Source organism: Pseudomonas sp. DF5 (genome assembly GCF_058148225.1).
Genome location: NZ_JBYVYM010000002.1, coordinates 219,989 through 233,125 on the forward strand (window position 1 = coordinate 219,989; position 13,137 = coordinate 233,125).

General features: G+C 58.5%; 10 protein-coding genes. All 10 read right to left on the reverse strand.

Going from position 1 to position 13,137, the window contains the following annotated elements; genetic code table 11:
• Positions 1–38: 38 nt before the first annotated feature.
• Positions 39–1,559: a family 16 glycosylhydrolase gene (locus tag AC30D7_RS02895; protein WP_490132952.1), complete on the reverse strand. Its 1,521-nt coding sequence runs from the start codon at positions 1,557–1,559 to the stop codon at positions 39–41.
• Entirely contained in the window at positions 1,556–2,620 is a 1,065-nt protein-coding gene (gene galE / locus AC30D7_RS02900; protein WP_490132953.1) for a UDP-glucose 4-epimerase GalE, read from the reverse strand. The genes AC30D7_RS02895 and galE overlap by 4 nt, the downstream gene beginning before the upstream one ends.
• A gap of 118 nt (positions 2,621–2,738) precedes the next feature.
• Positions 2,739–4,157 (reverse strand): oligosaccharide flippase family protein, encoded by a 1,419-nt coding sequence (locus AC30D7_RS02905; RefSeq protein ID WP_490132954.1) that lies wholly within the window; start codon positions 4,155–4,157, stop codon positions 2,739–2,741.
• A 13-nt stretch (positions 4,158–4,170) separates the two neighbouring features.
• Positions 4,171–5,118, reverse strand: a complete 948-nt coding sequence (locus AC30D7_RS02910) for a glycosyltransferase family 2 protein (RefSeq protein ID WP_490132955.1) — start codon at positions 5,116–5,118, stop codon at positions 4,171–4,173.
• Positions 5,119–5,135: 17 nt separating this feature from the next.
• The gene (locus tag AC30D7_RS02915) at positions 5,136–6,449 is read right to left on the reverse strand and encodes an O-antigen ligase family protein (protein WP_490132956.1); all 1,314 of its coding nucleotides are present in this window, start codon (positions 6,447–6,449) and stop codon (positions 5,136–5,138) included.
• Positions 6,446–7,558, reverse strand: a complete 1,113-nt coding sequence (locus tag AC30D7_RS02920; RefSeq protein ID WP_490132957.1) for a glycosyltransferase — start codon at positions 7,556–7,558, stop codon at positions 6,446–6,448. The genes AC30D7_RS02915 and AC30D7_RS02920 overlap by 4 nt, the downstream gene beginning before the upstream one ends.
• Positions 7,555–8,634 (reverse strand): glycosyltransferase, encoded by a 1,080-nt coding sequence (locus AC30D7_RS02925; protein WP_490132958.1) that lies wholly within the window; start codon positions 8,632–8,634, stop codon positions 7,555–7,557. Before AC30D7_RS02925 ends, AC30D7_RS02920 begins: the two co-directional genes overlap by 4 nt.
• A 9-nt stretch (positions 8,635–8,643) precedes the next feature.
• Positions 8,644–9,351 carry a WecB/TagA/CpsF family glycosyltransferase gene (locus tag AC30D7_RS02930; RefSeq protein WP_490132959.1) on the reverse strand — a complete coding sequence of 236 codons (708 nt, stop codon included), beginning with the start codon at positions 9,349–9,351 and terminating at the stop codon, positions 8,644–8,646.
• Between the two features lie 10 nt (positions 9,352–9,361).
• Positions 9,362–10,753, reverse strand: a complete 1,392-nt coding sequence (locus AC30D7_RS02935) for an undecaprenyl-phosphate glucose phosphotransferase (protein WP_490132960.1) — start codon at positions 10,751–10,753, stop codon at positions 9,362–9,364.
• Between the two features lie 139 nt (positions 10,754–10,892).
• On the reverse strand, positions 10,893–13,136 hold the full coding sequence (locus tag AC30D7_RS02940) for a GumC family protein (protein ID WP_490132961.1): 2,244 nt from the start codon (positions 13,134–13,136) through the stop codon (positions 10,893–10,895).
• Position 13,137: the final 1 nt, after the last annotated feature.

Genomic DNA, 13,137 nt, shown 5'->3' on the forward strand with positions numbered 1-13,137 from the left:
GGAAAGATCAAATTCAAAGACGCTGGATCAGGGCCGGTTTATCGACCGCGCCGCCATACCTTGAGGTAGTCCACGCTGAAAGTGGAGGGCAGGTCTGCGTCGTCGACAACGCCGAACCAATGCCACATGGCCTCGCTGTCAAAGAGGATTTGCATCGGGAAGAACCAGTGGGTGTTCTTTGCCTCTCGCACCAGAACGCCGTCCACGTACCAGCGCAAGGTGTCGGGTTGCCAGTCAAAACCGTAGACATGGAAGGTGCTTGCCAGGCGCCATGGAGCGATCCAGCTGCTGCCATTGCTCAAATGCCTGGTGCTCTGCGGCGTGGCCCAGACGTGGGCGTTCATGTTGTACAGGCGGTCGAAGGCGCCGCCCTTTGTCTTGCCGCCGATTTCGAATATGTCGATCTCCGTGGCATTGTCGGCAAGCCCCGTCCACGCTAGCCAGAAGGCGCTGGAGCCCGCTGATTCCATAGGTTTGGCGCGGGCTTCGTAGTAGCCGTAAAAACTGCGATCGAGGGTTCGGACCATCGCCGAGCTATAGCCTTTGTAGCCCAGCCGAACGTACTTTTGCGGCACGTTCTCCTTGCGGAAAACGATGTTCAGATAGCCATCGCTCAGGTAGGCATTGTCCGGTGTGAACAGTGCCGGTCTACGCCCGAGCGAGTCGGTGCCCGTGGCATCGTTGACGTGCCAGCGACTGGCGTCAAGGGTTGTCCCGTTGAAGTCATCGGAAAACCGTTCGTCCAAAGTCCATTGGCCGACATTGGCCTGGTCGGACAGCGGCAGTTGGGCATTGATCCGCTGCGGCACCGTGCCCAGAGGACCGACGCGGGTCCAGGAATTGGCAGCCTTGGGGATAGCGACGGACCATTTTTGCGCCAGGTACTGGAACACGCGTTGCCGCTCTTCCAGAGAAGCCAGGTGACGGTCGTACATCAACACTTCGGCGATGTCGCCATGCAAGTGTTCGGTGTTGCCGACCACATTGCGTCCCACTGCGAACGGGCCGATGGGGGCGTCGTCGAGTTCCAGGACAAAAAGGGTCGGATCGTAGGCGGTGGTCTGTTGCACGCTGATCGCGAAGTTCGGTGCCACATTGTCGTTATCGGCGATCCGCGGGCGCGAGCTGAACAGCCGCTGCCAGGTCTCGCCGCCGCTTTGCCCGTTCAGTCTGCGTGACACGATCAATAGGGTCACGGGGCCTTTTGTGGCACGGATGGTCTTGCCGAGGAAGGCCGAAGCACCGCTCAGGCGCACCACCGAATGGCCATTCATGGCGTTCTCCACCCGCTGCGGGAGTGCAGAGTCCGGGGCATCGTCCACGGTAACGTCATTGGACTTGCCGGACTTGTCGTGCCACCGCAGGAGGTGTTGCCGGGCATCGAAGGTCATTTGCGAGTCGTCGGCAGCGTCGAGCCACAGCACCAGACCGTTGGCCGGCGGCTGGGGCTTGGCTCCCGGCGCGTTGCCAACCACCAATGCCAGGGCGGCCAACAGAATGTAGCCAAACAGGTACTTCACCCGATGCAATGGGATGCCCGGGCGTGCGAGGTTGCTCACACCCATTGCTTTGGCGCAATCGATCCCTGCAATTCGGGCTGGGAGCGATATCCATGCGGATTACACAATTGCCATCGCCAGGTGTCGATGATCATCTGCGCCAGATCCCGCTGCGCATACCAATCCAGATCACGTCCGGCCTTGGCGGGGTTGGCCCAGCATTCGGCGATATCCCCGGCGCGGCGCGGCGCCAGGCGGAAGGGGATGGTAATACCGGTAATGTTCTCGAAGCTGCGAATGATCTGCAGCACGCTGTAGCCAATGCCTGTTCCCAGGTTCCAGACATGGATGCCGTTCCTGTTCTGCAACACCTGCAGTGCTTTGAGATGGCCATCGGCAAGGTCGACCACATGGACATAGTCGCGCACGCACGTTCCATCGACCGTGGGGTAGTCGCTGCCATACACCGTGAGTTCGGGCACTCGCCCCATCGCGACCTGTGTCAGGCAGGGCAGCAGGTTATTGGGCCTGCCATTGGGGTTCTCCCCGATCAGGCCGCTTTCGTGAGCGCCAATCGGATTGAAGTAGCGCAACACCGCGATGCTCCACTGCGGATCGGACAAGTACAGGTCGGTGAGCAATTCTTCGATCAACAGCTTGGTGCGACCGTACGGGTTGATTGGTTTGCCTGGGCCCAGATCTTCGATGATCGGTATCTGCCGAGGGGTGCCATACACGGTGGCCGACGAGCTGAATACCAGTTTGAAGACTTCGTATCGGGCCATGGCATGGCAGAGGTTGAGCGTGCCGATGACATTGTTGGCGTAATAATCCAGCGGCTTTCGAACGCTTTCCTCCACGGACTTGAGGCCGGCGAAATGCACCACGGCATCGATGTTGTAACGGCTGAAGATATCGTCGAGCAGTTTCGTATTGCGGATATCGCCTTCAATGAAATCGACTCGTGTACGGGTCAAATACTCCAGGCGCGCGAGCGATTCCCGGCAGCTGTTGCACAGGTTATCGAGCACCAGTACCTGTTGGCCGGCCTCGATCAGGGTCAAAGTGGTATGAGAGCCGATATAACCGGCACCGCCGGTAATCAGCGTGGTTTTTTGCATGATAGGGCGCTCCTGTCGCAAGGAGACTGGACAAGTAGGGAACGCGGTCCGTGCGGGAGGTTTGTTGTTCGGTGAAGCGAGTCTCGTTGTGCGTTGGTAGAGTGTTGCCGCTCGCCATTCAGTGGGCGGTGAACACCGATTTGAATTCTTGCAGCCAGTGCGGGTGCATGACGCTATACGCCACGGCATAGCTGAGCGCGCCAACCACGATGCTGCAGATCAGGTGCAGGTAGCCTTGTAAACCCGATCGGGAAGAAACCATCAGGACGATCGCCGCCATGACGAGCGAGGCAATCACGCTGCGATAGTTGGTTTCGAAAAACAGCCGCCAGCCATAGCCGATGGCGCTGTTCAATCCGCGGATTTGCAGCGGTGTGATGATCGCCATCCGGATCAGCAGGGCCAGGGCGGCGGCCATGCTGCCGTAGAGGCTGGCGAAGCAATAGACCAGCGCCAGCGCCAGTGCCGTGGTTGCCACTTCGGCCTTGATGGTCAGGTGGCTTCGATTGACCGCGACCAATGCAGTCGTGGCGTACATGGCGGTATTGCCGATGGCTGCCGTGCACGCAAGCACTTGAAGCAGCGGAATGGCCTCGGTCCATTTGGCGCCGAAGATCAGCAGGATCAGGTCGCGCGCCGTGAGTGCGATGCCGATGAACAGGGGCGTCAGCAGGAAACCGCTGACGGCGGTCGAATCGCTGATGATCGCGCGCAGGCGTGATGGGTCGGCTCTGCGCCGGGCAAACACCGGCAGCGCATAGCTCATCAGACCGTGATAAATCGCCGTACGGGGCAGATCGATGATGCGCATCGCCATGTTGAACATGCCAACCGCGTTGGTACCGGCCGTCATGCCCAAGACCACGTTGACCCCGCGCTGTAGCGTTTGCGAACTCAGCGAGTTGATGGCAACCGGCGTGCCGGCTTTCAACAATTCGCGTAAGAACGGGCCGTCAATCTGAAAGGCAATGCGTCGCGAGTCGGCACGCATCAAGACAATAATGGACACGAACTCCATGATCAGTGCCTGGGCAATGACCGCCCAGGCCCCCAATCCCCACAGCGCGACAGCGATGCCGCCCACGCCACCACACACCTTGCCCAGTAATGTGCGCGAGGCCAACATCCTGAAATTGCTGTTACGGCGCATTTGCGCGACATAGACCCGCGCCATCATGGTGAACAGGATCTTCACCGAGGCCACCGCCGTCATCCATTGCAGCACCGGGTCGGGCGTATACAGCCTCACCGCGCCCGAGATGACGACGATGGACGCCAGGCTGACGAGTACCGCCGCCCAGAAGGCTGTGGCGATGTGTTTGTCCTCCAGCCGCTCAAGCCGTACCAGTGGGTCTTCCAGGACCGATGAATAAATCAGGCCGATCAACTCGACGGTGGCAATGATGACCGTGCCCACGCCCAACTCTTCAGGCGACAGCAGCCTGGCATACGCGACAAAGGTAATCATCGACAGGAAGATCAGGCCGAATTTCTCGGTGAAGATCCAGATCAATGTAACCAGACGGCGATTGGCCATGGTGGATACCGGTTCAATGAGCAGTGGTTGACGCAGTTGTCTTGCGCAATGATCGGGCGCATGCATAGAGGTAGCGCAGTGTCGGTTTGCCGTTGGCGAAGATCAGCGTTTGCCAGGAATACTCCAGCATTCGCCGGTACACGCCGATCACCTGGGGATGCTCGGCTCTGCGGGAAAACAGATTGAGAAAGTCGGTGTGGTTACCCAGCACGAAATCGATCCGTTGCTGCTTGCTTAGCTGCGCGCCATAGCGGGCGAGGTACACCTCGATGAACCTGATTTTGTGCGGGTAGTACTTTGTCGGTTGCGCGGTTATGTTGCCGCTGTTGACCGTGCGCTGCAGCAGTACCTGGGGCACCGTGTGGATCTCCCAGTGTTCGGCGATCCGGGTCCACATGAAGCGGTCTTCGGAGTAACGCAGGCTGGCATCGAAGCCGCCGAATTGCATGATCACGTCGCGCCTGGCCAGCACGGAGGACACGCCATTGACGACATTGGCGTGGACGAAATCGTAGAAATGCCTGCCGTTTTTTCGCCGGTTTTCCACTTCCTGCCTGCCGTCGCTGTACTCGTTCTGCACGTAGCAATCTATCAATCCCACCGGCCGTCCCTGACGACTGAGTTCGTCATACAGCGCCAGTTGTTGCTCCAGCTTTTGCGGATACCATCGGTCATCGGCATCGAGAAACGCCACGAAAGTCTCTTCAGTGTGTTGCAGTCCGTGGTTGCGGGCACTGGCCTGGCCTTCGTTGGCCTGGTGCAACAGCGTCAGGCGAAATGGCGCCGCGAAGTCTTTGACCCGTTGTGGTCCCTCATCGGTGGAACCATCGTCGATGACGATGACGTGATCCGGCAGCCGGGTTTGCCCGACCAGGGACGCCAGTGTTCGCTCAATGCTGTCGGCGCTGTTGTACATCGGGATCACGACGCACACTGAATGGGGTAAAGGGGAGGCTGGCACGGTTGCTTCTCCTTTTGTTACGCCTTGGCTGAATCACGCGTTAAGGCCTGGTCAGACGGATGCTGGCCCAGGGTTGCCGGTGACAACTGGGGGGATGTTGCATGGTGATGCCGAAAAGACAGGGCCAGGATGCAGAACACCAGGAACTCCGCAGAGCGGTAATTCGGGATCACGTACGCCACATAGTTGGTGAGCATGAATGAGCCGACGATGACCATCGCGCTGACGTGAAACCGTGCCGAGTGATCCGCCACCAGGGCCCGATAGTGTTTGATCAGCGCTTCTAGCAGCATGAGGATCAGCGCTATCAACTGAACGATGCCGCCGTTAAGCAAGGTTTCCATGTAGCCGCTGTGTGCATTGCCGATGTAACCCCAACGGTTGATGAAGACGTCGGCGCTCGGGCTGGACCAGAAGGCGCCGAAGCCGTAACCCTTGAGCCATTCATCGTCGATCAGCGGCGTGAGCAAGTCCCAGATCAGCGTGCGGTCGGTGAGTGACGGGTCACGGCCGGTCAGCTCCAGCAGCAGCGCATAGTTGCCATAGACAAAGAAGCAGATCAGCACATAGACGACTGTCGTGCCGAGGAAGGCGGGCAGTGAGCGGTTGACGTGCAAGCGGATCAATGTAAGGAAATACCAATAGCTCGCCGCACCGGCGACGATCAGCGCTACGGCGGTGGCAGATTGGGCCAGCGCAATCGCGATCAGCGAGAACAACGAGCAGAGGATGGCCCAGGGATTGCGCTGACGTATCATCGGCAGCAGTAGCAAAATGGCGATGGCGTTGATGCGGGCACCGGCATTTTTATCCGGGAAGATCCCTTTGAATGCACCATCGCGAACACCTCCGTAAATGAAGGCGATGTCAGGCCTGAACAGCGCGAATATCAAGCCGAACAACGCTGCGGCGCCGATGATACAACCGAGCATGAAAGCGATTTTCTCGAGGCTGTAGTTGTAGGCGACGAAACCGGCAAAGAACACCACGCTGATCAGCGCCACAAAACGTTTGAAACTCAACATCGGGTCGTAGGACCAACTGATCGATACGGCCAGACAGAGCATGAACGCCAGCAGGAAGATGTTGTTCCTGTAGAAGCTTTTGCTGAGGAAAACCTTGTTGCGGATGAAGAAGAACAGCGGCACCAGCAGGGTGATCAGGCCGCATATCTGGTTGACCGCGTTGCCTTCGAGGTCTTTTTCGGCGGCGTCCAGATTCGATGAATCCGCCAGCCCGAAAAGAAATCCGATCACCTGGATGTAGAACAACACACCGAACAGCGTGAAGGCGTTGCGCAGCGTGCTGTACCTGACTTCCAGTTTGTTCATGACGACTGGCTCCCGAGTAGCGCATCGAGATAAGTCTTCGCCGCGCGAGCGCTCATGAAACGGGCGGCGGCATCGATCCGGGCCTGGCGATTTGCATCACGCGGCGATGCCAGTTCCAGGGTAATTGCACAGGCCAGCGCATCGGGATCGTCGACCGCCACCAACGGGGCGATCGCACCATTGTCGAGAATCTCTTGCGGGCCATAGGGGCAGTGAGTCGATACCACCGGAGTACCCGTAGCCATCGCCTCGACCAGTGCGTTGGGGCTGCCCTCGAAACGCGACGAGAGGACAAAACAATCGGCCGCCGCCACTTCTGCCATTGGATGACTGACATAGCCTGGCAAATCGAACCGGTCGGCCACGCCCAGCGCGACCGCTTGCTCGAGCAATTGGGCTCTGAGCGCACCTTCGCCGAAAATGATCAATCGGGCGGTGGGATCGGGCAGTCGGGCGAAGGCATCGATCAATACGTCAAAACCTTTTTGTCGCGCCAGACGACCCACGGCGACGATCACCGGGGTGGACTTTGCCCGCAACCAGCGGTGGCCTGGACGCCCTGGCGCCTTCTCGCGAAAGTCGTTGTCGAGCACCGGATTGTCAGCGATGGTGACATCCCGGGGGCGTGTGATGGTGGTGTCGATCAGATCCTGGGCGACACCGCGCGAGACGCAGATCACTGGATTGGGGATCAGCCGATACAGTAACGGTGCCAGTAGATATGCTGTGCGCACCGTCAACGCGGGGTTGACATATTTGTCATGGGAAAACGCGTTGCGCTCACTGACATGCAGGCGCGCCAGCGTACCTGACAGCGCGGCGGCGACGATGGCCACGACGTTGACATGGGTGAGGGCGGCCAGTAGCGCGTCAAAGCGATTGTGGCGAAGAAAGCGTGTCAGTGCCGGCACGGCCCTGGCACTGCGCACGCTGTGCAACTCGACCTTTTTGACCCGTGGATCGAGGTACGCCGAGTTCACGCCCGCGCCGGTAAGCATCAGCAATGTCACGTCATTGCCAGCATCGGTCAGTGCGCTGGCGAGGCGCGCCATCATTTTCTCGGCGCCACCCCCGTTCAAGTCCTGCAGGATAATCAGCAGTCTTTTCATAGGTTCCACACCCAGTAGTACGCCTGTGCGGCGTATTGGCTGGTGTACTGGCGAATCGCATCGTCGGCCACTTGCCCGCCTGGCGCAGCCTGGTCTTGGGAGTCCAGGCTGCGCAGCATCCCTTCGGCCAGCGCCGGGACATCATTGACCTTGACCAGTTGGCCGAGTCGGCCGTTATCAAGCAACTCCCTGGGCCCGGTATCGCAGTCGCAGGCCAGCACGGGCGTACCCAGCGCCAGGGCCTCGATCAGGACGGTCGGCAAGCCTTCATGAAACGAACTCAGGATCAGCAGTCGTGCATGCCTGATCAACGGGTAGGGATTGCTCAGAAAACCAGTGAAATGCACTCGGTCTTCGATGCCCAGGCGGTTTGCCTGGGATGTCAGCGCGGAGAGTTGCGGGCCGTCACCGATGATCACCAGGTCCGGCAGTGCGGCTCTGCCCAAGGCCATGGCATAGGCGTCGAGCAGCAAATGGAAACCCTTGGGCTCCACCAGCCGGCCTACCGCCAGCCAGAACTCGGTCGGCAACCCTCTGAGCAGGGGCGTCTGCGCGGCGCTAAGCAGATGTTCGGTGACCACCGCATTGGGGCAATAACGGATGCGCTGGCGACCCCAGGGCACCAGATCGGCGAGGGCCTGGCGCAGGCCGTTGGAAACTGTCACTACCTGGCCATTGCCGCAGAGGTACAACCCATAGAGCAGGCGCAGGGTAGTGAGGCCGATTTTCTGTTCGCCGCAATCCAGTGCTGCGTGCCGGGCGTAGATGACGTTGCATGAGCGACCCAGGGTGGCAAACCAGGTGCAGAGGTTGGCCTGCTCCTTGGCGGCGATAAGGTGGGTCACACGCTCACGACGGATAAGGCGCCGCAGCACTCCTATCGACTTGAGCAGACCGACGAATCCATTGCCGCCACCGTTGAAAGTGGTCGCTCCTTCAACGTCCGCGGTATCGCCGTTCATGACGAAGTAACTGACCCTTTGGCCATCCTTGAGAAACTGCCGGGCCAGGCGTTGCTGGACATGCTCCAGGCCACCATCGGGCTTGAAGTCCTTGAGGATGAACAGGATATGCATATTCGCTGCTCAGGGATAAGTGATATGGATGGTCATTTGGCGCCGGACGATCATCGCCAGCAGTTGAACAAAATTGGTCGGGTAATCGACCAGGTAGCGCTTGATGGTGTGCGGTTCGCGGTACATCCGATAGAACGCGCGCAGGTGCAGGCGGTTGATCAGCTCAGGGTAGTAAGGGTCTGTGTGCGTGGCCTCCTGGCGAATGAAACCGCCACAGGTGAATGCCACACCGTTGAAGCCGGCACGCAGGGCATCCTGCTCGAACTGCTCTTGAAGTCCGGCGCCCAGACCGACGATCAGGATGTTGGCTTCACTGCGGCAGATATCCGCTTGAATGCACGCGGCCTGCGACGCATCGAAATAGCCGTTGTGATGACCGGCAATAAGCAATGCCGGGTAGCGATCCTTGATCTTGTTGATGAACAGATCCAGTTCCGCTTGCCTGGCGCCGACAAAATACACGCGCTTGCCTTGTTGCTCGGCACAACTGAAGACCGCATCGGCGATGGACGTGAAGTCGAAGCTGACCCGGCCGATCGTGTGGCCGGTGATACGCGACATGAAGGTAGACATCAGCATGCCGTCGCAAAAATAGGCGATGGACGTCGGGTTCCGGTCGAACAGACTTCTGACGGATGCAAAATTAATGAAGGAAAATGCTTTGTTGGCGTCCAGCAGGTTCGGTGCGAAATGCCCGATCAACTCCAGATTGATCATGGCTGACTCCTTAATAAATGTCCTTTGAGAACAACGTGAAAGGGGTCTTGACGAGAATCTTGATGTCCAGCCACAGCGACCATTGGTTGATGTAGTTGAGGTCCTGGGCGACGCGCTGCTGCATTTTTTCCAGCGTCTGGGTTTCACCGCGATGCCCGGTGATCTGGGCCAACCCGGTGATTCCCGGCTTGAGGCGATGACGGGCCATGTAGGCGCGTATTTTGCCGGAGTAGTAAATATTGTGAGTGACCGCGTGCGGTCGCGGGCCGACAAGGGCCATGTCACCGAACAGCACATTGAAAAGCTGTGGTAGTTCATCGATCGAACTACGGCGCAAAAAACGCCCGAGCGGGGTAATGCGCTCATCTTCGCGAGTGGCCTGGCGCACTTCGCTGTCGTCATGCACACGCATCGAGCGGAATTTCCAGACCTTGATCACTTCGGCGTTATAGCCGTAACGATTTTGCTTGAACAACACCGGACCGGGCGAAGAGAGCTTGACCGCTATCGCCACGGTCAGCAGCAAGGGGCTGAGCACAACAATGGCTATTGCGGCCAGGCTACGTTCGAACAACTCCTTACAGAGCAGGCTGCCGGGGTGCGAACTGATGAGGCTTTCATTGAGGTAGATGGCCGGCATCCGCTCTATTTCCGAGATCGATTGATTGAGCAGCACCATGCTGCCGAAATCAGGGATCCAGACCACATCGACATACATGTCGAGCAGGTCGATGTACAAGGCTTCGATGATGGCTGCCTGTGCCAAAGGCAAGACGATGTAAATACGCCGGATATGCAGGCGGGTGATGATCTCGCGAATGTCGTCGGCGCGGCCCAGCAGCGGCAGAATGCTGGGCGCCGGACCGGTATGGTCGGCGGTTGCGATAAACCCCAGTACCGGTTCACGGTTCGGCCTGGACAGTTTTCTCGCCAACTTGTGTGCCGTCGGGCAAGTCCCGATGATCGCCGCCCGGCGCTCGTTGCAGAGCTTGCGCGAATACATTCGGGTCAGGTTATGCAGCGGCAGGAAGCTCGCAGCCTGGATCAGGTAACCCAGCACGGCCCAGAGGATGATCACTTGCCGCGAGAAAATCGCGCTGGTCTGGGTGATGAAGGCAATGCTGATCAGAACGGCCAGCAGAATCAACCAGGCCGCCAGCAACCGAGCCAACCCCGACAACCACTCATGACGCTTGTGGTAAACCTGCATGACGCTGTAGATCGGGATCGAACCCAAGACCGTGAGAATCATCAGAATCCGGTATTCACTGGTCAGGCTGCCGACGCGCCAGTACACCAGCACCAGCAGCAGCAGATTGCTCAGGATGAGCGCGCACAGCCATTGCCCCCAGAAGGTCAGACCTCGGCGGTGAGTCATTTGAGCGGTGTATAGCGATGTCATCGGCTCAACCTCCAGGCATGGGTTGGACAACGGTGCCGAATACGGCACGCCCTTTCCCGCACACTGGTATCGATCGACTGGGATGAAGCGGTTTTTGGTGGTTGTTGGAAAGAAGTTACTCAAGAGACAGGCGCAAGAGTTACCGGGTCAGATAGTCGTAGTTCTGAAACGTATCGCTGTGGCTATAACCCTGCTTGCGCGCCTTGCGCAGGTCAACCTGGTTGAGCACCACGCCAAACACCGGCGCGTGGCTCTGTTGCAGTGTCGCGAGGCACTTCTGTACTTGGCTGATCGGTGTGCTTTCGGCCTTGATTACGTAGATCACCGCGTCCGAATGCTTGGCCAGTAACAGCGCGTCGCTGACCATCTGTGCAGGCGGGGAGTCGATGATGATGCGTTGGTACCGTGACTTCAGCGCTTCGAGAAGGGGCGTCAGGCGTGGCGAGCTGAGCAGGTCCAGCGGCGCGGGCGAAAGCTTCCCGGCCGGTAACATGTCCAGATTGCCGACCGTCCGGATACAGTCTTCGAGCCGCGCGGTACCGGCCAGGACATTGGCCAATCCCGGGCTGTCCGCCGGAAGATCGAAATTGTGCGAAAGGCTGGATCGGCGCATGTCGGCATCGATCAACAGGACCCGCTCCAGCAACGCAAGCGAGTAAGCCAGGTTGTTGGCAATGGTGCTTTTACCTTCATCGGCCATGGTCGAGGCAACGAGCACCACCTGTGACGGCTTTTCTCCGCCGTGCAACATCAGCCAGGTGCGCAAGTTGCGAATGGTCTCGCAAAAACGCGGATGCTCGTTGTCGTCGAACAATCGCGCCAGTTGCCGGCGGCTTCTCTTCGTGACCAGCGGCACCACACTGAGCAGGGGGATGTTAAGTGTGCTTTCGACTGCTTCGTCGGTCTTGAAGGTTTTGTTCCGGGCTTCGGATATTAATGCCAGCGCCATGCCGATCAGCGCGGCCACGACGGCGACAATCATCATGATCAGTTTTTTGCGGGGTTTGCTCGGCTCCAAAGGCACAATCGCCGGGTCAACGATGCGCGCCTTGGTGGAATCCATGTCTGAGGTAGCCGCAGTTTCCTTTAACCGGGTGATGAAGGTTTCATACAAGGCGCGGCTGCTGTCGACTTCACGCTGGAGTTCACGCAGCTGGAACTCCTTGCGCGAAATATTCTGTATCTGCGTCTTGTTGCTGTTGAATGAGTTTCGCAGTGAGCTTTCACTGGCCCTGGCTAACTGGTAATCCTGTTCGATGCTGGCAACCACCTGTCGAACCTGTAGACGCAAACTGTCGGTGGCCGTACGCAACTCGGCGCGAGCGGCGATCAGGGTCGGATGTTTTGGACCGTAACGCCCCGACAACTCTTCGACCTTGGCTTGAGCCTTGGCCTGTTGTGCCTGGAATTTCTGCACCAAAGCGTTGCTCAAGACGGCGGGCACACTGGAGAGTCTGCTCAGATCGCCATTGCTCAGAGCCTGGACCTGACGGTACCGGCTCTCGGCTTCCGCCAGGTTACGGCGGGCATCGATCATGCGGTTGCCGGTCATTTCCAGTTCATTGGCGCTGATGGTGGCGACACCGCCAACATCGACCAGGCCTTGTTCTTCCCGATAAGCCTGAAGCTTGTTTTCTGCACTGCGCAGGTTATCGCGCAATTCGACCAAGCGTGAATTCATCCAGCTGGCGTTGGTCTGCGAGGACTTCAGGCTATTGTCGAACTGGCTATCAATGAAGCCTTGGGCAATCGCATTGGCGGTTGCGGCCGCCAGGTCAGGATCAGGTAGCATCACCTCTATATTGAGCAACTGGCTCTTGCCGACAAATTTGACGTCGGTGCGTTTCATGAGGTTCTGCGTGACCTCATTGAATATGTCGGTTTCAGTGGGTATTACCTGCTGGGGTAGCAAAAAATCCAGAGCCGGCAACCACTGGCCAAGATCAAGGCTTGCCAACCATTTGCGTGGCGTAAACCAGGACTGCGGTTGCTGGCGTGGATCGGTCACCGGGTTAGTGGTGAGGTTGAGCTTTTTGACGGCGCGTTCGGCCAGGTCCCGCGATTGCAGGAGCGCCAGTTGCGTCTGCAAGTAATCGACGGTACCGGAACTTGAATCTGTGACTTGCTGGAAGGTCAGCAGTGGTGGCGTTTTTTCTTTGATCAGCAGGGTGGTGCTGCCGATGTACTGTGAGGGAATGAATGACAGAATGGCTATTGCAAGCGCACAGGCAAGCAGTATCAACCATGCGATTTTCCAACGAGCACGCCAGATCACCCTCCAATATTTGAGCAGGTCAATGGTGTCCTTTTCCTCGCTGTGCTGCTGATACTGAGGCAGAGGTTGGAGTGGACGTTCGACGTAGATGCTTGGGCTGTTGTCCATG